This is a genomic window from Pseudomonas sp. B5(2017) (assembly GCF_002112825.1).
Lineage (GTDB): Bacteria > Pseudomonadota > Gammaproteobacteria > Pseudomonadales > Pseudomonadaceae > Aquipseudomonas > Aquipseudomonas putida_Z.
Map to the genome: position 1 here is coordinate 317,246 of NZ_NEIR01000004.1, position 21,435 is coordinate 338,680.

Here is a 21,435-nt window from a genome sequence, read left to right on the forward strand (position 1 = left end):
CCGCGAACTCCGGCGCAGCCGGTGCCATACCTGCAAGCCCATCTTTCCCATGGTTCTTCGCCATCATGATGCGGCCCCGATTTTTTCCTGCGACATCGACGCATTGATGAATGCTTCATCATAAGAGTCCGCATGGTAGCGAGCGAGAAACTCATGAGCATTCTCAAATGGCTCGAGGTGTTGATGAGCGAGCATGTAGAAACGATGGCAGTTTGTGGCAATTTCCTCGGTATAGTGAGATGAAATCAAAACACTAGCCCCGTTTTTGCACGCGTTTTTTATACCTAGCCATATGTGGTGTCTGAATTCTGGGTCTACCCCCGCAGTCGGCTCGTCGAGGATGATCAGGTCGCTGCCCATGAGCAGTAGCGTCAGTGTGACAAAACTCCGGACTTCGCCATAGCTGCAAGTAGATGCCTTCTTTTTGTAGATTTCAGCATACCGTTTCGACAGGGAAGGTGACCATTCAGAGAGGCGCGAAAGCACCTCGCAGTGATCCGGTGCAGATCTGGAGTTTAAATGTGTAATCAGTTGGTAGACTTCGCTCATCCTGAGCAAGGGCGGTGGTGTCAGTACTTGAGTCAGATAAGCCTGCTGTCTGGATGAATTTATGATTGTGCCGTTGCTTGGTTTTCTGATGTTGCAGATCAGGTCGAAAAGCGTTGTTTTGCCCGCCCCGTTACTACCCAGTATGCCGACTGCTTCTCCTTTTTTTAGGTTTAGTGTGATGTTCTGTAATAATGGTTTTTTGATGTGCGAGAAGCTGAGATTGTTGATGTTTAGTAGGTTCACTTAATATCGACTCCAGATGGGTTGGATTCTAAACAGTCGTCCTGTCAAATAGAGTCCGGCTGTTGAGCTGACAAAGGCTGCGAAAAAGCTGGTGGCGAGTGGTAACTCTCCGTTTATTATTTTTGTGCTTAAGTGCAAGGGGTTGATCAAGGCTAACCAATGAGTGTCATTTGCTTGTGTGGCACCCAAGTAACCAGAAAGGAGCATAAGGAATGAAAGAAGCGAGAATAATGTGCCGGCAGTACTGAATTTAATCGGCATCGCGGCGATGGCCAGGCCGATGCAGGAAAATATCATATAGCTTGTATAGAACGCGGCTGTGAGATGCAGGAATTCCGGCAGCGAATAGAGACCGTAAAGTGGTTTGGAAATGAAGTAGAAGAAACTAGCGTATATGACGCTGACCAGCGTATAGCTGACGGCGTGTGATGTAAGGAAAAGCGTGATCGCCTCTCGTTGGTAGATGAATGAACGTACGAAGCCGCTTTCTCGTCTGCCGATCAGGTAGAAACTGAGGCCAAAGAAGGCGACGTTTGCAGCGATGTAGGCGTAAAACCAAGCAGCAGAGGATGTATATGTTGAGTCTGATGGGACTGTGAGTGAGGAGTTTTGCCTAAGCAATACAAACATCAAACAGGGTGCTGCAGCAGTCCACAGCAATGCTGTGGGTTCTCGCAGATGCTCAAGTAGCAATATCTTGGCGACAGAGAAGATCTGTTTTGTTCGCGTTACGGTATGTGGTCCTTGGAGGGTCATGGGAAAGGTACCATTTGGGTTAGTTGTTCTGGGATGATGGATTTATAAAAGGTTCGAGAATGGTTGTTTAGTGTGTTGAAGGAGAAGGAGTTGTTCATGTGAAGGAATAGGTTTGGCGATATGTATTTGCAAAAATACAGGTTTGATCGGGCTGCGGGCATGTGTGATAAATAGAGGTAGCCATCAAGGTTGAGACGTCTGATAGTGTTGATCAGGTTTTGGCAGTTAAAGGGGGGTGGTGAGCGGTTGATGATGGAACGGTGTGATGTGATTTGAGTTGAAATTTGATCGAAGGTCTCGTATTTGTTGCAATTCATGAAGTGCTTGAGATAAGGGTCTTCGATGTCGTTTTCTTGCGAGTTGCTGCTATCGAGAGATAACATGTATCGAAATTTTTGCCATAACTCGACTGTAGCCTTTTTTAGTGCGTTGCCAGGTGTGTCGGCATACGCCATGCCTGCGCAAAATCTAACTTTTGCGTCTTTGTTGTGCTTGTTGCCATAGCAGAATAATATGCAACTGCCAGGGAAGCGTTCGTCCGTGAGGTCTAGGATAATTGTCTCGCCTGATTGGGCAAACTCTCTGAAGAGTTCAAGGCTGGGGCAATCCATAAGCATGGCACAAGCCTCATCTTGTTTGATCACCGCCGTACAGGTTTTAGTCAGCCAAAATCTTAGAAGGAATTGTCGCTCTAAGGCTTCCTTGAGCGCGCCTGTGATAGCGGCTTCAATGTCTACATGCGCGCTGCAGCCACAAGTATCACCCATCGGGTAGATTTGGTTGTCAATGGGGTTCCTGCATGGTGAAATGGAAATGCAGACGGTGGGTATGAGGCAGCGCGAAAAGTCAGAGATCCTATAAACATTCGTGCGGTCAAAACGGTGGTGCTTCAGTAGGTTGCCTCCACCATTCATAGCCGTTTGCGAGAGCGCTTCGATAAATGCTTTGTGCTCCTCGATCGTAAGGCCTACATCTAGCGTGTTTGTGTCGTGGGCAGGGACATCCAGGTAGAAGTGCTTACGTTCGAAGTGTTCACCGATTGCTGTTTTGATTACGTCAGATGACCAGTCGCTGCTTGAGCCGTATGTCCGCCATCGGCTGCCACATTCTACAGTGTGTGGGATGTGGGTCACTGCACTCGGTCGCAAGAGTTCAAAATCTACCCGCGAAGGGGTATGGATCTCGTTATAGAAATTCATTGGCTCACCCAACTAGCTGAATGCATGCAGGCAGAAATAACGCTGGGTTCAAATTAAGCCCATTTGTTACTTCGTGGTCGGTAAAGCCCGACCACGGCCTTCCTTCTAAACCAAGTTCTTTGCAGCGTAGGTCTGTGAGCATATACATCGAGCCCCTTTCCATCAGTGCAAGACGGTAACCTCGATACCGATACTTGAATAGCGCCTTGGGTAAGTAAATGAAGTAGGCGATAGCGAGTGCTGGGGAGCCTATGTTGCTGCAGTCTGGCACGATTGCTCGAGAGAGCTTGTCGATATCAATTGTTGGAGTGTGTGCCTCAAATGTTTGTGATGAAGGAAGCAAGTGCAGAGCGTTGCTTTGAGTTGGCCAGTGGTCGATTTTGTTGTGCAAGTTGATGCAAAATACTTCTACTGGGTAAAGTGCTCCACCGCTCGGGTAACCTATTTTATAACTAAGTTCATTCTTTTTTAATAGCGGTGCGAGTAGCGAGCGGACGGTATCAAAAGCTATGGTGTGCCCTGGGAAATGAGGGCAAGAATCATTTCTTCGTAGGCAGTGGTTTGCAGGTAAGGTGCTGAGGCTGAGCGCTGTGTGGTTGCTTGAATTTGTGAAGACGTTAAGTGGGAGTTCGTTTCCTGTTAGCTTCTCTAGTGTCTTTGATGGGATGTTGTGGAGGGTGCTTATGTGTTGTGTTGATCGATGGATCGTATAGTTCCCTTTGGCGTGAAAGGCTAAGGTGTCATCCATGACTTCAGGAGTGATGTATTTGAGGTACTGATCGTGAGCAATAGTCATGGTTTAGATTCCAAGCATTGGCAGAGTGGCCAGTGAAAACTGCTGTCCTCAATAAGTGTGCCATCGTCAAGATTTAGTGTTCTGGAAAGCAAGACTCGGTCTTGGGTGATCTTTGACTTTTGAGGTCGCGTGAATTTGCTTATGAATGAAGTGACGGTGCCGATGATCAATGCAGTCTGGAGGTCGTCTATAGGGGTTTTCGGTAAGTCAATCTTTTGTGCTCGGCAAAAGGTCAAGATCTTGCTCCAGTGATGTTGGCTGCTTCTCAATGTTTCATAATGTGTGATTCGATCAAGCGTGCAGAAAGCACAGGGATTACCTATTGATGGTATGTAAGGTTCAGTTAAGTGGAACTGATTACCGCTAATGTATCCAATGCTTGCTCCGCAGTGGTTATTTTGTTTCAGTAATTTTGTATAGTTTAATCTGAGTGATTCGGGGCGAAGCTTGAGGCACGCGAATACAAATAGGGTGGGTGATGTTGCTTCAGGTATGTGGGTTGTCGGGAGGCTTTGCGTTGTAATCGCCCCCTGCAATTTGCTTTCAAGGTGGTTCTTGAGTGTATTGGGGATTTCCATGTCGCTATAAAGTACGGCGTTTTCGAAATAGGGAGCGTTTGTTTGTTCGCCGACGATCAATATGGATTTGAGGAACTCAATAGAGCTCTGAAGATGTAGGCCTTCTTTTGTTAATATTTGCTCAAGTTCGTCGCGGTGGAGGAGGGAGGACTGTGTGTCAGCAATGTGTCGTAATGCTTTTGCTAATTTGGGGTCTGTGATTTTGGTGAAGCCTGTGGCGGAGAAGATCATTGGCTCGGAATCAAAATTGAGGATTTCATAGTTGTGGATTCTTAGCATCTTCATCGTTATTTCCTGGTAAGTGAGGCGGGCGCCAGTTGTACGGCCACTGGGCGCCCGCTGTTTACTTAGCGTCCTTTCTGTTTGAGGGTGTCGAGATCAATATTGTTATGTCCACCACTGCCGCCGTTACAGCCACCACCGCCACCGCATCCACCACTTCCGCCGCAGCCGCCTTTGCTACCAGACCCTCCGAAGAATTCCGACTCCATGTTGCAGTCTTTATCGAACTCCAATGTCATGAGGGTGATGCCAAATTGATTGCTCATTTAACTCTCCTTCAGCGTGACCCCGAACACCGGGGTGACTGCAGGTTTAGAGTTGAACTTGATGTGCGTCAAGTTTGTTGGGAGTGATTCGCTGCTAAGGCCGCTATCTGGTTGTTTAAGTTTCAGTTGGTGTTGTGGGAATTGGCTGAGGGGTATCTCTGATGAATGTCCAATGATTAATTGCGAGAGTGAGAAACTTCCTACTTTGGTGTGGGGCTGGTCTGTATGTCTCGTGAGATTGATATGTGATTCAGTAGTGAGTGTTCTTTTTGCGATTGGCGGAGTAGAAGTGTGTTTATTGTTTTGGATGTGGAAGTTAGTGTTTCAAGATGTAAAACCTGATCGTGGTTCAGAGAAATGCGCCACTTGATGAGCTCCGCGCAATGAGTTTGAGGTGGTGCAGGCCGGTATCTGGGCCGATGTGCTCAAGGCCGAGCGGGTCGGGGTGCACGACAACTTCTTCGAGCTGGGCGGGCATTCGCTGCTGGCCACCCAGATCGCCTCGCGGGTGCAGAAGCAGTTGCAGTTGAACGTGCCGTTGCGGGCGATGTTCGAGTGCAGCACGGTGGAGGAGCTGGCGGTGTATGTGCAGGGGCTGCAGGGCAGTGTGCTGGATGACGACAAGGTCGACCGGCTCAGTGACCTGATGGCCGAGCTGGAAGGGTTATAGGAAACCTGGGGGGCGCTGTGCGCCCCTTTCGCCAGCAAGCCAGCTCCCACAGGTACTCCACAGGGTTTGAATATTGTGAGGTCCCTGTGGGAGCTGGCTTGCCGGCGATGAGGCCGGAACAGGCAACGGTGTACTTAGCGCTTGCCGAGAATCTTCCCAAGCAACTCCGGCCGCGGCGCGCCTTGCTGGCTCTGCAGGTTGCCCTGGTCATCCTGATAGAAGATCGCCGGGGTCGCCTGTAAACCCATCTCTTCCATCAGCGCCATGTTCGCCGCCAGCTTCTGCTGCACCGCCTCTGGCACCTGTGCCAATGGTTTCAGTGTGCTGGCCTTGCCCGCTTTTTCATGCTCGTGCAGTGCCTTGGCCGGGTCTTTCGCCGCCAGCAGCGCCGCCGACTTGCCCGGGCTGTCCTCGCGGATGATGCCGACCATGATATGGCGCAACTGCACCTTGCCCGACTCCACCCACGGCCGTGCCTGCTCCCAGAACATGTTGCAGTACGGGCAGTTGGGGTCGCTGAACAGGTACACCTTGCGCGGTGCATCGTCCTTGCCGTCGGCGATCCAGGAGGTTTTCTCCATCTTCGCCCAGATTTCCTCGCTCATCGGCGCATACACCAGCTTTTTCAGCGGCTCGGCACTGAGGTCGTTGCCCTGTTCGTCGAACAGGCTGCCAACCAGTACATGCTTGCCGTCAGGGGTGAGGTACAGCGCCAGGCCGTTGTTCTGGTACTCGGCGGCATACCCGCGCAGGCCGTTGGGGGCGTCGAAGCTGCCTTTGATCACGGCGCCTTTGGCTTGCAGTTGCGCAATCGCCTTGGGCAGCTCTTCGGCCTGCAGGGTGGGGGCAGCCAGCAGGGCCAGGGACAGGGGCAGCAGTGCAGTCAGTCGCATGTCAGTTTCCTTGTGCGGCAGGGGCGGGCGCGGTGGCCCGGTCGAAAGGCTCCAGGGCGTGGCGCAGGCTGGCCCGGGACAGCTCGCCCAGATGGCTGCCGACCAGGCGCCCGTCGGCGTCGTAGAACAGGGTGGTGGGCAGGGCCATGGAGCCGACGCGCTGGGCCAGCAAGCCGGTGCCGTCGAACAGCACGTGGGTCAGGCTCAGGCCGGTGGTGGCGAGGAAGGTGCTGACGTTTTCCGGGGTCTCGCCCTGGTTGACGAACAGGAAGGTCACGTGCGGGTAAGCGCTTTGCGCCTGTTGCAGCACCGGCATTTCGCGTCGGCAGGGTGGGCACCAGGTGGCCCAGATGTTGATGACCAGCGGTTTGCCGCGGTAGCTGTGCAACGCTACGGATTGGCCGTTGGCCTTGCGCAGGCTCAGCTCGGGCAGTTCGGTGCCCTTGCTGTACAGGTGGCCACCGAGGCTGGCCAGGCCCCAGAACAGCGCGCCGCTGAACAGCGCCCAGCCCAGCGGACGGCGCAGGCCCGGATGGCGCCAGCCCTGCCACAAGGCGCCGAGTACGATGCCGGCAAGGCCCGACCAGAACAGGAAGCCGCCATCACGGATATCGATGATCTGCAGCAGGTCGTCCTGGTACATCGGCCAATAGGCCAGCACGAAGCCGGCGCGTGCGCACAGCAGGCCGATCAGGAACAGGTTGAACAGTGCCGATTCCGGGCTCTCGCCGCCACGCCGGGCGACCCACCAGCCGACCATGCTGGCGATCACCAGGGCGGTGAGCATCAGCAGGTGGTTGAGGGCCATGGTCAGTGGCCCGAGGGTTACGGTCAGCATCAGCCTTGGCTCCTGGTCTGGGTCCAGTGTTGCAGGAAGGCGGCTGCATCCACCTCACCAGTGATGCGCCGCGCGCGGCGTTCGTCGCCTTCCGGGCCGACCCAGATGATGCTGGGCGGGCCAGGTACCTGGTAGCGCTGCAGCAGGGCCTGGCTGGCCGGGGTGTCGGCGGTCACGTCCAGGCGCAGCAGGTGCACACCGGCCAGGCCGGCCTGCACGTCGCTGCGGGCGAACACCTGTTTTTCCATGACCTTGCACGACACGCACCAGTCGGCATAGTAGTCGAGCATCACCCACTGGCCACGGGCCTTGGCCGCATCCAGTTCGCGTTGCAGGTCTTCGGGGCGGCTGACGGTGACGAAGGCGTCCTCGGTGTGCTGGCCGGTGGCCGACGCAGCGCCGCCACCGGCGAACGGGCGCAGCGGCTGCCAGAGGTCGTCGCCACCGGCCGCCGCACCTACCAGTAGCAGGCCGCCCCACAGGGCACCCAGCAGCGGCAACGCGCGCAACGCCGGCAACCGCTGCAGGGCCGGCCAGGCAGCCCAGGCCAGGGCGATCAGCAAGGCGCCGCTCAGGGCCAGCAGCAATGCTGCGGGCAGCAGGCTGCGCAAGGTGTATAGCGCCATGCCCAGGAACACGAAGCCAAACACGCCCTTGACCCGGTTCATCCAGGCGCCCGGGCGTGGCAGGTAGCGGTTGCCGAGGGTTACCAGCAACAGCAGCGGCACACCCATGCCCAGGCCGAGGCTGAACAGTACCAGCGCCCCCTGCAGCACGTCGCCGCTCTGGGCGATGTACAGCAGCGCGCCGGCCAACGGCGCGGTCATGCACGGGCCCATCAGCAGGCCGGACAGCGCGCCGAGCAGCGCCGCGCCATACAGGTTGCCGCCACGGGTGCCTTGCCCGGCGCGGTCGAGACGGTCACGCACGGCGGCGGGCAGTTGCAGTTCGAAGGCGCCGAACATCGGCAGGGCCAGCAGCACGAACAGCCCCGCCAGGCTGCCCAGCAGCCAGGGTTGCTGCAGCCAGGCCTGCAGGCTGGCACCCAGCAGCGCGGCGACCACGCCCAGGGCGGCATACACCAGGGCCATGCTCAGTACATAGACCCCGGCCAGTATCCAGCCGCGCCGGGCACTGGCGCCATTGCCCATTACCAGCCCGGCGAGGATCGGCAGCATCGGCAGCGAGCAGGGGGTAAAGGCCAGCAACAGGCCCAGGCCGAAGAACGCCAGCAGGCTCCAGGCCAGGTGGCCTTGTTGCAGGTCGCTGGCCAGGGCCTGGTCACTGGCTTGTTCGGCCGCCGGCGCCACACTGCCACCCAGGTCGACCAACGTGGTTTGCGGCGGGTAGCACAGGCCGGCGTCGGCACAGCCCTGCCAGCCCAGGCGCAGCTGGCCCCGGGCATCGGCCGGTAGCAGCAGTTCGAGCTGGTCGCGGTACACCGCACTGTCGCCGAAGAACTCGTCGTGATGGTTGAGAGCGGCCGGCAGTTGCGGGTGCTGTTCGGCAGGCAGGCCGTCGAACTTCAGGCGTTTCTGATACAGGTAGTAGCCAGGCTGGATCTGGAAGAACAGGCGCATCTGGCCGTCGGCCTGGCGGTCGTGGGTAAGCACGAAGGCCTGGTTGACCGGCAGGAAGTCCGGTTTGACATCGAACGGGTTGGCCTGCAACGGGCCGGCCAGCAGCAGTGTCAGGAAGAGCAGGAGGACGCGCATGTCTTCGCCTTGGCAGTACGTTGAAAGGGGTCATGCTGGCTTGGGTCGATTAACCCAAGGTTAACTCTGGTTTTTGGTCAGGGGGCGCATCAGGGCTTGGAGGTGTATGCCGTGGGATTGTCTGCGCCTGGGAGATCCTAAGACAAACACCTACCAGCCCCAGAGCAAATTCCGCCCCAGATCCCAGACATGTCGCGACATATTGTCGACTTGACTTTGCCTGCGCCAACACAATTGCTGTAAAGTTGACGTACAGGTCAGCTTTTCAGGCTAGTACCAGAATCAAAAAAAGGGCAGTACCCCTGCTGCCCAGAGGATCAAGCATGTCCAACCGTGATATTTCCCGGCGCGCCTTCCTGCAAGGCGGCCTGATCGCTGGTGTCGGCGTGACCATGGCGCCGCTCGGCAGCCAGGCATTCGCCGCGCTGATGGAGGAACGCGTCACCACCTCGCCGCAGAAGTGGATGAACCATGACGGCAAGGCGCGTTTCCGTAATGACGCCTTGTCCAAGGTGTGCGGCGACAAGGTGTTCGCCCGCGACATCCGTGCCAAGGACATGCCCGGCTGGCCCGCGCAGCAGGGTCATGCGCTGCTGCTCAAGGCGACCAAGGCCGACCGTATCTATGCCGGCCATGACCTCAGCCTGCTTGGCGCCGACCTGCAGCCGGACCGCATCGTCACCGCTGCCGACCTGGAAAAGGACGGCATCGCCTGGCCCGAGGCCCACTCGCCCGACCCGCTGCTGCCGCCCGGCAAGGTGCCGATGTTCATCGGCCACCCGGTGGCGATCCTGATCTGGCACGACTTCGAGCGCTTCCGCCAGGCCAAGCGCAAGCTGCAGTTCAACGACCAGGCGATCCGCTATGGCGCCCAGGCGCCGCTGTACCAGCGCGACCCCTACGGCAGCTTCCGCTTCGTGCGCGTGGGCGGTGCCACGCCGTTCGACGACGATGAATTTTCCAGCCTGAAGAATTCCATGCTGTTCCCCACCATCCTCAACCGCAAGCCGGTGTGGTCGAAGCAGCCCAACCAGCATGGCGATCTGACCGAGCAGGGCCTGTTCTACGCCAAGCGCATGGCCGAGCAGTTGGACAACCCACCCGAGGAATGGCTGGTGTTCGACGAGCGCTACAAGACGCCGTCCATCGAGCCGGCCGCCCTGGAACCGGACAACGGCAACGGCTGGTACGACCCGGCCAGCGGCACGCTGCACTTCGTGGTCGCGACCCAGTGCCCGTTCGAAGTGGCGCAGGAATGCGTGCACATGATCAAGCCGTCGCGCTTCGCCCTGAACACGCTGAACATGCACCCGGGCTATACCGTGGGCTACGGTTCGAAAGACAACAACATCTTCGTCTTCTACGCCGCCGTGGCCGCGCTGTATGGCGCCGGTGTGCCGATCCGCCTGGCCAACGACCGCTACGAGCAGTTCCAGAGCGGCATCAAGCGCCATGCCTTCGATATCCGCTACCAGTTGGCGGTGGACAAGAAGGACAACAGCTTCAAGATCTTCCGCGCCGACATGAGCTGCGACGGCGGCGGGCGTATCAACTACAGCCCGTCGGTGGCAGCGGTGGGGGCCACGGCGGCGCAGTCGATCTACTACATGCCGCAGAACGACCTGTCGGTCACTGCCTATCATTCCCGTGGCGTCGAGGCCGGCTCCATGCGCGGCTACGGCACCCTGCAGACCATGGCCGCCACCGAAATGATGGTGGATGAAATCGCCGGGCGCCTGGGCGTCGATGCCATCGACCTGCGCCGCGCCAACGCGCTGAAGTCGGGCATGAAGAACACCCAGGGCGCGGTCCCGGCCGGCGCCCTGCGCCTGTACGAGATTCTCGACAAGGCCGCCGTGCACGACTGGTGGCGCAACCGCGACGCGCGCAAGCAGCAGATGGACGCCAAGGACCCGGACCACTGGTATGGCGTGGGCTTTGCCATCTGCCAGAAAGACTTCGGCACCGGCTCCGAAGCCCCCATGGCCAGCATCGAATTCAGCCGCGACGGGCGCATCAGCCTGCGCCACATCGGCACCGAGCTGGGTACCGGCATGTCCACCTCCCAGGCCCTGGTGGTCAGCGATTTCCTTGGCCGCTCGGCCGACGAGGTGAAGACCGCGGTCACCGAATGGCCGGAGTTGCAGTTGACCACCAGCGGCAACCCGTACCTGATCAGCCAGCCCGAGCAGGACGCCGCGCTGCGCAACCCGCGCTGGGTCGGCAAGCTTGCTTCGCCGTCGTCGGCGACCAACTCGGCCTTCTACTTCAGCCATGCCACCCGCGAAGCGGCACGCGTGCTGTTCAACCACGGTCTGTGGCCGGCGGCCATGGCCATCTGGCGCCAGGGCCCGTACGGCGGCCAGGCCAACCCGCTGGTGGTGCGCCGCGAGAATGCGGTATGGGTCAACGGCGAGCTGACCGGCAACGGCCTGTCACCGATCCCGTTCGCCCAGCTGGCACAAAAGGCCCATGACATGGGCCTGGTCACTGGCGTCAGCGTGCACGGTTTCAACCGCTGGAGCTGGGCCGAGGCCGACTTCGTCATCGACGGCGTGCGCGAGCGCTTCCCGCTCGACGCGGTGGCGGTGAAGTACGGTGATGGCGCGGTGAACGCCAAGAAGGCGCAGATGAGCAGCCACGGCTACCACCTGCTCGACCGGCAGAACGCCGCCTACCCCGACACCCAGCTGAACAACGCCATGGTCACCTACTACAGCCCGGTGGCGACCATTGTCGAAGTCAAGGTGAACAAGGGCACTCAGGAAGTGCAGGTGCTCAACCACCACAGCTGGGTCGAGTGCGGCCGGGTGCTGGTGCCGGAACTGGTCAAGGGCCAGCTCGAAGGCGGTATCGCCATGGGCATCGGCCATGCCTTGACCGAAGAAATGCCGTTGTACGAGGGCGGGCCCGGGGAGGGCGACTGGAACTTCAACCGCTACCGCCTGCCGCACGCGCGCGACGTGGCGGTGTGGCAGCAGACCAGCGAAATCCTCCCGCCGCTGTCACCGACCGACCCGTCCAAGGGCATCGCCGAGGTGGTGATGATCCCGGTCGTCGGTGCCATCGGCAATGCCGTCGCGCATGCCATCGGCAAGCGCGTTCGCGATCTCCCCATCACCCCAGCCCGTATCAAGGAGGCCCTCAATGGCTAACCGTCCACTGCAACTGACCCTCAACGGTCAACCGGTCGGCCCGGTCGAGGTCCCCGACGACCTGGCGATGATCGACTACCTGCACGAACACCAGAACCTCACCGGCTCGCGCCTGGGCTGCGGCCAGGGCATCTGCCACGCCTGCGTGGTGATCGTCGACAACCCCGACGGCACCAGCGAGGAGGTGCGCACCTGCATTACCGGCGCGCATTACTTCGAGGGCAAGAAGGTCCGCACCATCGAGGGCCATGCCAGACAGGACGAGGCCGGCAACCTCACGCTGAACCCGATCCAGCAGAAGTTCGTCGACCTGTTCGCCTTCCAGTGCAGCTACTGCGCGCCGGGCTTCGTCAATGCCGCCACGGTGCTGGTGGAAACCGCCCAGCGCCAGCCGTTGAAGAAGAGCGAGGTGGAAGACCGCATCGAGGCGAGCCTGGGCCACCACATCTGCCGTTGCACCGGCTACGTGCGTTACTACGACGCCACCCGCACGGTGCTCAACGACCTCGGCCTGGTCAAGGAGGGTTGAGCATGGGTCTTGTTCGTAGCGCACTGGCGCTGGCTCTCGGCCTTGCCATTACCTCGCTTGCCCAGGCAGCCGACCAGGCGCAGGTCAAGCGCGGTGAATACCTGGCCCGCGCGGCCGACTGCATGGCCTGCCACACCGCCGAAGGCGGCGCGCCGTACGCCGGCGGCCTGCCGATCCATTCGCCGTTCGGCACCATTTACGGCAGCAACATCACCCCGGACAAGCAGTACGGCATCGGCAACTACAGCGCCGACGAATTCTTCGCCGCGGTAACCGAGGGCAAGCGCAAGGACGGCGCCAACCTCTACCCGGCGATGCCGTACACCTCGTACCACCTGATCAAGCGCGAAGATTCGGACGCGATCCTCGCCTACCTGATGACCGTGCCGCCAATCAACCGCCCGGCACCGCAGACTGCGTTGCGCTTTCCGTTCAACGTGCGCCAGGGGCTGAGCGGCTGGAACATGCTGTACGGTAAAAGCGTGCAACTGCAGCCGACCGAGGGCAAAAGCCCGGCCTGGCAGCGTGGGCAGTACATGGTCGAAGTCATGGGCCATTGCGGCGAGTGCCATACCCCGCGCAACCCGATCGGTGCTTTGCAGCAGGACCAGCGCCTGAGCGGCGGCCTGCTGGGTGGCTACCTGGCCCCGAGCCTGCTGGCCCAGGACCTGGCCGAGCGCGGCTGGACCCAGCCGGACCTGACCACCTTCCTCAAGCACGGCATCAGCGCCCAGGGCAGCATGTTCAACGAAATGTTCCCGGTGGTGCACCACAGCACCCAGCACCTGGAGGATGCCGACCTGGCGGCCATGGCCACCTACCTGCTGGGCGACCAGCCACCGCCGGCCAAGGCCATCCAGGCGGTGGCACTGGAGCAGATGAGCGACAGCGCCAGGCGCGGCCGCCAGCAATACCTGAATGTCTGCGCCGGCTGCCATGGGGTGGACGGCGAGGGCAAGCCGCACATCGCCGTGGCCATGCGCGGCAACACGGTGCTGCGCCAGGCCGACTCGCGCAACCTGGTCAAGGTGGTCCTCGAAGGCATCCGTGAGCAGCAGTTCACCGGCTTCGAGCGCATGCAGCCGATGCCGGGCTTTGCCGACAAGCTCGATGACCAGCAGGTGGCGGATATGGTCAACTACCTGCGCCAGGCCTGGGGTGGATTGCCCGGTGACCTGAGCGTACAGCAGCTCGCCGAGCTGAAGGCGGAGTAAAGGGTGCAGCATCTCGATCTACAGGTGGTCCGCCAGGCGTTGCAGTGGTCGTGCGGAGGCCAGCGGGTGTGGTTGTGCACGGTGCTCGCCACCTATGGCTCGGCGCCCCGTGCGCCGGGCTCGCTGCTGGCGGTGAACGCCAGCGGGCAGTGGCTGGGTTCGCTGTCCGGTGGCTGCGTCGAAGACGACTTTCTCGAGCGCGTGGGCCGGGGGGAGTTTCCCGAGCCAGTGGCCATCGTGCGTTATGGCGATGGCAGCGACTCGCGTTCGAGCATCCGCCTGCCCTGTGGCGGCGTGCTGGAAGTGCTGGTGGAGAACCTGCCGGCCGAATGTGACGTGCAGGCGCACCTGCGTGAGCTGGAAAGCGCATTGCAGGGCCAGCGCCGCGTGCTGCGTGAAGTGAGCCTGCCCGAGGGCAGGCGCCTGCTTGCCGATGACCACAGCCAGGGGCCGCGTGTGCAGCGTGAAAGTGCTTGTGTACTCTTGCGTGTGGGTGCCGCCCAGCGTCTGCTGTTGGCCGGGTACTCCAGCGTCGCGCATTTCTGTGCCGAGTTCGGCAAGGGCATGGGCTTCGAAGTCATCCTTTGCGAGCCCCGTGACGAAGTGCTCGACGGCGTGCGGCTGGATGGCATCGAAGTGCGCCACGAGCTGCCGTCAGAGTTCATCGCCCATGGCGGTTGCCATGCCGACACAGCCGTGGTGGCGCTGACCCACGACTCGAAGATCGATGACCTGGCGATGCTCGAAGCGGTGCGCACCGAGGCGTTCTATATCGGTGTGATGGGCTCCCGGGTGACCTCCGACAAGCGCCGCGAACGCCTGCGGCGGATCGGTGGCCTGGGCGAGGTCGAACTGGGCCGCATCCACGCCCCGATCGGCCTCAACCTGGGCAGCAAGACCCCGGCCGAGATCGCTTTGGCGGTGCTGGCCGACATTCTGCGGGTGCGCAACGGCATCGAGCGGGGCGCGCTGTGAGCGTGGTTGCGCTGGTGCTGGCGGCAGGCCGCGGCACGCGTTTCGGTTCAGACAAGCGCCGGGCGACCTTGGCTGATGGTCGCAGCCTGCTGGCGCATAGTGTGGAACGGGCCCAAGCGGTGTTCGATGATGTGCGCGTGGTGTTGCGCGCGGGCGAGTGGAGCGAGGATTTTGCCTTGCCTGCCGATTGCCGGGTTATCGCCAGCCCGGATGCGGCGTCGGGGATGGGGCATAGCCTGGCTGCCGGCGCCAGGTCGTTGGGTGACAGCCAGGCGCAGGCGGTGGCGATCTTGCTGGGTGATATGCCTTGGATCGAGTCGGTAACCTTGCGTCGGTTGGCCGAGGCGGCCACCGCCTCGACCATCGTGTTGCCGCGCAATGCGGGGCAGCAGGGGCACCCGGTGGTCTTCGGCCGCGACTTCTGGCCGGCGCTGGGGCAGCTTGCCGGGGATGAAGGAGCCCGGTCGGTGGTGCAAGCGCATCTGGATTGTTGCGTGGTGGTTGAAGTGGAGGATGCTGGGGTGTTGCTGGATGTAGATACGCCGCAGGGGTTGATTTAGGCCCTGGTGTTCGCCATCGCACCCAAGACGAACACCCCAATCCACCCCACAAAAGGTCCATAATCCCCCCTTAATCTGCCCAAGGTGCAATGCCAGCCACACCATTCCGGGAGCCCCGCCATGCACGTTCTGCTCTGTGAGGACGACGACCTGATCGCCGCCGGCATCTGCGCCGGCCTTACCGCCCAGGGCCTGACCGTGGACCGTGTGGGCAACGCCGCCGATGCACGGGCGATGCTGCAGGCCGCGCAGTTCGACGTGATGATCCTCGACCTTGGCCTGCCCGACGAAGACGGCCTGAAGCTGTTGCGCCGCCTGCGCGAGAAAGGCGAGACGCTGCCAGTGCTGGTGCTCACTGCCCGTGATGCGGTCACCGACCGGGTCGATGGCCTGCAGGCCGGTGCCGACGATTACCTGCTCAAGCCTTTCGACCTGCGCGAGCTGGCTGCTCGCCTGCACACCCTGCTGCGACGGGTGGCCGGGCGGGCGGTGAATGTGATCGAACACGGCCCGCTGCGCTACGACCCGAGCAGCTGCGAGGCAACCCTGGCCGGCCAGCCGGTCGACCTGTCCCGGCGTGAACAGGCATTGCTCCAGGCGCTGCTGCAGAACCCCGGGCGGGTGCTGTCCGGCGAGCAGCTCAAAGACTGCGTGTACGGCTTCAGCGACGAAGTCGAGAGCAATGCCCTGAACGTGCATATCCACCATCTGCGGCGCAAACTGGGCAACGGCATCGTCGAGACCGTGCGCGGTCTGGGCTACCGCCTTGGCCCGGCGCAGGCGCCGGAGGAGGCCGCATCATGAGCCTGCGGGTACGCCTGAGCCTGATCCTGGGCAGCGCCTTCGTGATCATCTGGGCGCTGGCCGCCGCGTGGATGCTGCGCGACCTGCGCCAGCAGATGATGTTCTCCCTCGACCAGCGCCTGGTGGCTTCGGCGCGCATGGTTGCCGGGCTGATCGACCAGCTGCCGCAGCCGCTGACCGCCAAGGGTGGGGAGGCGCATTTTTCCGCCGACCAGTTCAGCGTGCCGGACGGCATGGCCTGCCAGGTCAGCTCGCTGCGTGGCGAGATTCTCGCCAGCAACCACAAGCATGATGGCGTCATGGACGATGAACGCAGCGGTTTCCGTGACCAGACCATCGACGACGCGCTGTGGCGCACCTTCACCTACAACCATGGCGATGTGCGAATCACCACCGCCGACCGGCACATGGAGCGCGAGGCGCTGAACCAGTCGATCCTGCTGGCAGCCTCGGCGCCGGTGCTGATGGCCCTGCTTGGCAGCCTGGGGTTGTTGTGGATCGGCCTGGGCAAGGGCCTGGAGCCGCTCAACCGCATGCGCGATGCCCTGCGCCGCCGGCGCGCGGACAGCGTCGAGCCGCTGCAGGTGGCGGGGATGCCCAGCGAACTGCAACCGTTGCTGGAAACCCAGAACCAGCTGTTCCTGCGTATTGCCCAGACCATCGAGCGTGAGCGGCGCCTGACCGACGATGCCGCGCATGAACTGCGCAGCCCGCTGACGGCGATCAAGACCCACCTGCAGGTAGCGCGGATGACCGATGGCGCCGTGCGTGAGCAGGCGCTGGAACATGCCGAGCAGGGCGCCGACCGCATGCACCGCACGCTGGAGCAGTTGTTGATGCTGGCGCGGGTGGAGGGCAGCCTGTCGTTCGAGGATGGCGTGCAGTGCAGCGCCGAGCAGGTGGCCCGGCAGGCGGTGCAGGATGCCGGCGGCGGTGACAACCGGCGCATCGTGCTGCGCTTGCCTGAAGCCGCTACGCAGATCTACCTGGGCATGCCTGCGCCGTTGGCGGTGGCGGCGCTGCGCAACCTGCTGGACAACGCCTTGCGCCATGGCGGCGACGAGGCGGTGGAGCTTGAGGTGCAGATGGCTGACGGCCAGGTGGGCTTCATGGTGCGGGACCATGGGCCGGGGATTGCCGAGGCGGACCTGGAACACCTGACCGAGCGCTTCTGGCGTAACGGGCAGAGTGGTGGATGCGGGCTGGGGCTGGCGATCGTGCAGGCGATCGTGCAGCGTTGTGCCGGTAGCCTGAAGTTCGACAGCCGCAGTGATGGGTTGCGGGTGTTGTTGCAAGTGCCGGCGCGCTCGGGGCATTGATTTTTATTGCCTGTGCCGGCCTCTTCGCGGGTAAACCCGCTCCCACAGGTACTGCATCAACCCTGAGATCTGTGCCAATCCTGTGGGAGCGGGTTTACCGGCGAAGAGGCCGGGCCTGCTTTCAAAAATCCCACAGCAACCGCTAAATCCTCCCCGCACTCAAGCGTTCTCCAAGCGACGAACACCCGCACTTTCGCTTGCTTGCGAGGATTCACCCATGTCCACCGCTTCCTGCCTTGCCCAGGTCCCGCCGACCAGCGCGCCGCGTACCTTGTACGAGTTCACCGATTCACCCTTGCTGCAACGCCAGCAACAACAGGAGTCCAACGCCCGCAGCTACCCGCGGCGCATCCCACTGGCACTCAAGCGCGCCCGTGGCATCCATGTGGAGGATGTCGAAGGCCGCCAGTTCATCGACTGCCTGGCCGGCGCCGGCACGCTGGCGCTGGGCCACAACCACCCGGTGGTGGTCGAGGCGATCCAGCGGGTACTGGCCGATGAGCTGCCGTTGCACACCCTGGACCTGACCACGCCGGTCAAGGACCGCTTCGTCCAGGACCTGTTCGGCGTGCTGCCCGAGGCGTTGCGCCGTGAGGCCAAGGTCCAGTTCTGCGGCCCGACCGGTACCGATGCGGTCGAAGCAGCGCTGAAACTGGTGCGCAGCGCCACCGGTCGCAGCACCGTGCTGGCCTTCCATGGCGCCTACCATGGCATGAGCCAGGGTGCGCTGAGCCTGATGGGAAGCCATGGGCCGAAGCAGCCGCTGGGTGCCTTGCTCGGCAACGGTGTGCAGTTCATGCCGTACCCCTACGACTACCGTTGCCCGTTCGGTTTGGGCGGCGAAGCCGGGGTCAGGGCCAACCTGCATTACCTGGAAACCCTGCTGCTCGACCCGGAAAGCGGCGTGCCGCTGCCGGCGGCGGTGATCCTCGAGGTGGTGCAGGGCGAGGGCGGGGTGATTCCGGCCGATATCGAGTGGCTCAAGGGGGTACGCCGTATCACCGAGCAGGCCGGCGTGGCGTTGATCGTCGATGAGATCCAGAGCGGTTTCGCCCGTACCGGGCGCATGTTCGCCTTCGAGCATGCCGGCATCATCCCGGACGTGGTCACCCTGTCCAAGGCCATTGGCGGCAGCCTGCCGCTGGCGGTGGTGGTGTACCGCGACTGGCTGGACACCTGGAAACCGGGCGCCCACGCCGGCACTTTCCGTGGTAACCAGATGGCCATGGCGGCGGGTTCGGCGGTGATCGATTACCTGGTCGAGCATCGCCTGGCAGAGCATGCCGAGGCCATGGGCCAGCGCCTGCGCCAGCACCTGCAGCAGTTGCAGCGGGATTATCCGCAGTTGGGTGATATTCGCGGGCGTGGCCTGATGCTTGGGGTGGAGCTGGTGGACCCGCAAGGCCAGCGGGATGCGCTTGGGCATCCGGCGGCCAACCGTGAATTGGCGGCGAAGGTGCAGCGCGAGTGCCTCAAGCGCGGGCTGATCCTGGAACTCGGTGGGCGGCATGGGGCGGTGGTGCGCTTCCTGCCGCCGTTGATCATCAGTGGCGAGCAGATCGATGAGGTCGCGCAGCGCTTTGCCGAGGCGTTGATCGCGGCGGTCTGATCGATTGCCGGGGCCGCTGCGCGGCCCTATCGCCGGCAAGCCGGCTCCCACAGGGACTGCGCCGACCGGAAGGCTTGCGCTGTACCTGTGGGAGCTGGCTTGCCGGCGATAGGGGCGCAAAGCGCCCCTTGCTAATCCCGGCTACCAACCGCGCCCGGAATTCACCCAGAAGTTCACCGACAGCGAGGTGGTCACAGACGCCACCTGGTGGAACCACCCTTCGGGCAGAAACAACAGGTCACCGGCCTGCAGCACCACGCGCAGGAACGGCACCTCGCGCGCCGCCGGGAAGCGCTGGTAATCCGGGGCGTCGGGGTTGAAGTCGCAGCCGTCCAGGCCGCCCTTGGGGCTGGTCGACCAGGTACCCAGGGCCGGGCGATGGTGCGGCGCGGCAAGGATGAACGACTTCTGCCCCCATACCTGTGCGAACAGGTTGTCGGTGTCGTCGCGGTGCAGTGGCGTCAGTGTGCCCTTGGGGCCGATCCAGATGCGCGGCGCAATGAACTTCTCGCGGGCGAAGTACTGCGGGTAGCGAATCAGCGTCAGCAGCTTTTCCGGCACGATGTTGTTGCCCATGTAGGCCGGGGTTTCGCCGGGTTTGGCAGGGGTGTCCAGCGAGGCGATGAAGTCGGCCATGGAAGTGGAACGGAAGTCGCGGTCGGTGGAGAAGGTCTTCTTCACGTAATCGCCGTGCCGGGTGATGCCCTGCAGTTCGGCGAAATGCTCCAGCGAAGCTTCGCGGCCCATGGTGAACAGCGGCCAGTCCTGCAGGGCATCGCTGATGACCACCGGCGTCCCGTGCGCCAGGTATTCGCCCTGGAAGCGCGCCAGCGGCATGTCGGCGCGGGCAATGCGTGCCACCTCGCGCTGCACCGGTTGCGCGGCCGACACCCGTTCGCTGAGGCGTGCCGGTGTCGGGTAGCGTTGGTTCATCGACACCTTGGTCGCCGGCGCGCCGCGCCGGGCGTTGCTGATGATCTGCGGCAGCAGGGTGGCCAAACCCATGTTGCCGCTGATCTTCAGGCGGGCGCTGGCGAACAGTTCTTCGACGTTGGCGGTGCCGCCCATGATGCCGAGGAAGTCACGCTCGGCCACCTCGATGGTGACGTCCGGGGCGCTGTGCCGGCCGGCACCGGTGCGGCTGCTGTCACGCACCTCCGACCAGAAGGCCCGGTCCTGGCCGAAGACGAACTGGAAAACGCCTTCGATGCCGACGGCATGGGCGTTGGCGAACAGTTTGCTGAGGATGCTCTGAAGGTCCACGGTATGCCTCTGGCGGTCTTTCGTTGTGCTGGGATAACGAGTGCCTGCACCAACGATTTAGCCGTGTGGGCGGGTAATTTTTCGGTGTGCTGCTACGTCCCGTAGGGAGACTCGAGTCACATTGTTCACCCAAGGAACCCACATGGCATTGCACCCTGATCTGGCGGCATTTCTGGAACTGGTCGAATTTGGCCGGCTGACGGGCAGGAGCCTGCCCATGCACGCGATGGACGTGGCCCAGGCCCGTGCCGAGTTCGAAGGCAGCTCGCAGATACTCGACCCGAGCCCGCCCGGCAACGTCACGGCCAGCGAGTTGCAGATTACCGTGCGCGACGGTGCCCGCCTGGCTGCTCGTCTGTACCGCCAGGGCGATGCTGGTGCTGCCTTGCAGCCAGTGATCCTGTACCTGCATGGCGGCGGCTATGTGGTCGGCAGCCTCGATTCGCATGACTCGGTGTGCCGTCGCCTGGCGGCCCTGGGCGAGTTCGCGGTGCTGGCGGCGGACTACCGGCTGGCACCGGAGCAGCAGTTCCCGAAAGCCTTGCACGATGTGCTGGACGCCGCCAACTGGCTGGCTGAGCAGGCGGCCTCGCTGGGCCTGGACAACCGCCGGGTGGTGCTGGCAGGGGACAGTGTGGGCGCCAGCCTGGCGGCGGTGCTGGCCATTACGGCGGTGGAGCAGCCGGAGGCGCTGGCGTTCAAGCCGCTGGCACAGTTGCTGTTCTACCCGGTGACCGATATCTCCTGCTGGCGTGAGTCCCATCGCGAGCATGCCGAGGGTTACCTGCTGGAGACGCCTACGCTGGATTGGTTCTACCAGCATTATGTGCCGCAGTGCGAGCAGCGCCTGGACTGGCGGGTGTCGCCGTTGCTGTCGACGCTGCGCGAGCCATTGGCGCCGGCTTGCCTGTTCGTGGCCGAGTATGACCCGTTGCATGATGAGGGCATGGCCTATCGTGACTGGCTGGTGGCGGGTGGGACGGCGGTGACCTTTGCCCGGGTGGAGGGGTTGACCCATGACTTCTTGCGCATGTCGGGGATCGTGGGGCAGGTGGAGGGGATTTACCGGGATGTCGGGGAGTGGTTGAAGCGGGTCATTGGCCGGTGATGGGCCGAAATTGCCGGGGGCGCTGCGCGCCCCTTTCGCGACACAAGGCCGCTCCTACAGTAGACCGCGTCTATTCGAGCTTGGCGCTGTACCTGTAGGAGCGGCCTTGTGTCG

The 21,435-nt window shown here is 61.9% G+C and carries 19 protein-coding genes and 1 pseudogene; 10 read left to right on the top strand and 10 right to left on the bottom strand.

The features are described 5' to 3' along the window. Window positions 1-63: 63 nt before the first annotated feature. From CAG00_RS08405 to CAG00_RS27780, 6 genes are all read right to left on the bottom strand, one after another. Entirely contained in the window at window positions 64-792 is a 729-nt protein-coding gene (locus CAG00_RS08405; protein WP_085664023.1) for an ATP-binding cassette domain-containing protein, read from the bottom strand. Next, complete coding sequence (locus tag CAG00_RS08410; RefSeq protein ID WP_085664024.1) at window positions 793-1,548, bottom strand: ABC transporter permease; 756 nt, start codon at window positions 1,546-1,548, stop codon at window positions 793-795. It abuts the gene before it with no gap. Further along, the gene (locus CAG00_RS08415; RefSeq protein ID WP_085664025.1) at window positions 1,545-2,747 is read right to left on the bottom strand and encodes a YcaO-like family protein; all 1,203 of its coding nucleotides are present in this window, start codon (window positions 2,745-2,747) and stop codon (window positions 1,545-1,547) included. The genes CAG00_RS08410 and CAG00_RS08415 overlap by 4 nt, the downstream gene beginning before the upstream one ends. A 4-nt stretch (window positions 2,748-2,751) precedes the next feature. Beyond that, window positions 2,752-3,543, bottom strand: coding sequence for a microcin B17 processing protein McbC (locus CAG00_RS08420; RefSeq protein WP_085664026.1), 792 nt, complete (start codon window positions 3,541-3,543; stop codon window positions 2,752-2,754). Next, complete coding sequence (locus CAG00_RS08425) at window positions 3,540-4,406, bottom strand: McbB family protein (protein WP_085664027.1); 867 nt, start codon at window positions 4,404-4,406, stop codon at window positions 3,540-3,542. The genes CAG00_RS08420 and CAG00_RS08425 overlap by 4 nt, the downstream gene beginning before the upstream one ends. Window positions 4,407-4,468: 62 nt before the next feature. Then, entirely contained in the window at window positions 4,469-4,669 is a 201-nt protein-coding gene (locus CAG00_RS27780; protein WP_139832751.1) for a hypothetical protein, read from the bottom strand. A gap of 373 nt (window positions 4,670-5,042) precedes the next feature. On the opposite strand from CAG00_RS27780, the pseudogene CAG00_RS08430 reads away from it, so the two are divergent. Then, window positions 5,043-5,339 (top strand): annotated as a pseudogene (locus CAG00_RS08430) (phosphopantetheine-binding protein); the annotation flags it as partial. A gap of 134 nt (window positions 5,340-5,473) precedes the next feature. On the opposite strand, the gene dsbG reads toward CAG00_RS08430, so the two are convergent. Genes dsbG through dsbD form a run of 3 tightly spaced genes read right to left on the bottom strand, consistent with a single transcriptional unit; the run spans window position 5,474 to window position 8,785 of the window. Then, window positions 5,474-6,232, bottom strand: a complete 759-nt coding sequence (gene dsbG, locus CAG00_RS08435; protein WP_085664029.1) for a thiol:disulfide interchange protein DsbG — start codon at window positions 6,230-6,232, stop codon at window positions 5,474-5,476. Window position 6,233: 1 nt separating this feature from the next. After that, window positions 6,234-7,070 (bottom strand): TlpA disulfide reductase family protein, encoded by an 837-nt coding sequence (locus tag CAG00_RS08440; RefSeq protein WP_085592815.1) that lies wholly within the window; start codon window positions 7,068-7,070, stop codon window positions 6,234-6,236. Then, complete coding sequence (gene dsbD, locus CAG00_RS08445; protein WP_085664030.1) at window positions 7,070-8,785, bottom strand: protein-disulfide reductase DsbD; 1,716 nt, start codon at window positions 8,783-8,785, stop codon at window positions 7,070-7,072. The genes CAG00_RS08440 and dsbD overlap by 1 nt, the downstream gene beginning before the upstream one ends. A 323-nt stretch (window positions 8,786-9,108) precedes the next feature. Here dsbD and CAG00_RS08450 point away from each other — a divergent pair, with 323 nt between their 5' ends. The 8 genes from CAG00_RS08450 (at window position 9,109) to CAG00_RS08485 (ending at window position 18,950) form a co-directional block, all read left to right on the top strand. Beyond that, window positions 9,109-11,940 carry a xanthine dehydrogenase family protein molybdopterin-binding subunit gene (locus tag CAG00_RS08450; RefSeq protein ID WP_085664031.1) on the top strand — a complete coding sequence of 944 codons (2,832 nt, stop codon included), beginning with the start codon at window positions 9,109-9,111 and terminating at the stop codon, window positions 11,938-11,940. Next, complete coding sequence (locus tag CAG00_RS08455) at window positions 11,933-12,469, top strand: (2Fe-2S)-binding protein (RefSeq protein ID WP_025339998.1); 537 nt, start codon at window positions 11,933-11,935, stop codon at window positions 12,467-12,469. The genes CAG00_RS08450 and CAG00_RS08455 overlap by 8 nt, the downstream gene beginning before the upstream one ends. A 2-nt stretch (window positions 12,470-12,471) precedes the next feature. Then, window positions 12,472-13,683 (top strand): cytochrome c, encoded by a 1,212-nt coding sequence (locus tag CAG00_RS08460; RefSeq protein WP_075045863.1) that lies wholly within the window; start codon window positions 12,472-12,474, stop codon window positions 13,681-13,683. 3 nt (window positions 13,684-13,686) lie between these two features. Continuing rightward, entirely contained in the window at window positions 13,687-14,658 is a 972-nt protein-coding gene (locus CAG00_RS08465) for an XdhC family protein (RefSeq protein ID WP_085664032.1), read from the top strand. After that, on the top strand, window positions 14,655-15,218 hold the full coding sequence (locus tag CAG00_RS08470) for an NTP transferase domain-containing protein (protein WP_085664033.1): 564 nt from the start codon (window positions 14,655-14,657) through the stop codon (window positions 15,216-15,218). The genes CAG00_RS08465 and CAG00_RS08470 overlap by 4 nt, the downstream gene beginning before the upstream one ends. Window positions 15,219-15,338: 120 nt before the next feature. Further along, window positions 15,339-16,022: a response regulator transcription factor gene (locus tag CAG00_RS08475; RefSeq protein WP_025339994.1), complete on the top strand. Its 684-nt coding sequence runs from the start codon at window positions 15,339-15,341 to the stop codon at window positions 16,020-16,022. Beyond that, the gene (locus tag CAG00_RS08480; protein ID WP_025339993.1) at window positions 16,019-17,341 is read left to right on the top strand and encodes an ATP-binding protein; all 1,323 of its coding nucleotides are present in this window, start codon (window positions 16,019-16,021) and stop codon (window positions 17,339-17,341) included. The genes CAG00_RS08475 and CAG00_RS08480 overlap by 4 nt, the downstream gene beginning before the upstream one ends. A gap of 217 nt (window positions 17,342-17,558) precedes the next feature. Further along, a complete protein-coding gene (locus tag CAG00_RS08485; RefSeq protein WP_085664034.1) occupies window positions 17,559-18,950 on the top strand; it encodes an aspartate aminotransferase family protein in 1,392 nt (463 codons plus the stop codon). 141 nt (window positions 18,951-19,091) lie between these two features. Here CAG00_RS08485 and CAG00_RS08490 read toward each other — a convergent pair whose 3' ends face one another. Then, window positions 19,092-20,213, bottom strand: coding sequence for a cupin-like domain-containing protein (locus CAG00_RS08490; protein ID WP_085664035.1), 1,122 nt, complete (start codon window positions 20,211-20,213; stop codon window positions 19,092-19,094). A gap of 142 nt (window positions 20,214-20,355) precedes the next feature. Here CAG00_RS08490 and CAG00_RS08495 point away from each other — a divergent pair, with 142 nt between their 5' ends. After that, a complete protein-coding gene (locus tag CAG00_RS08495; RefSeq protein WP_085664036.1) occupies window positions 20,356-21,321 on the top strand; it encodes an alpha/beta hydrolase in 966 nt (321 codons plus the stop codon). Window positions 21,322-21,435 lie beyond the last annotated feature (114 nt).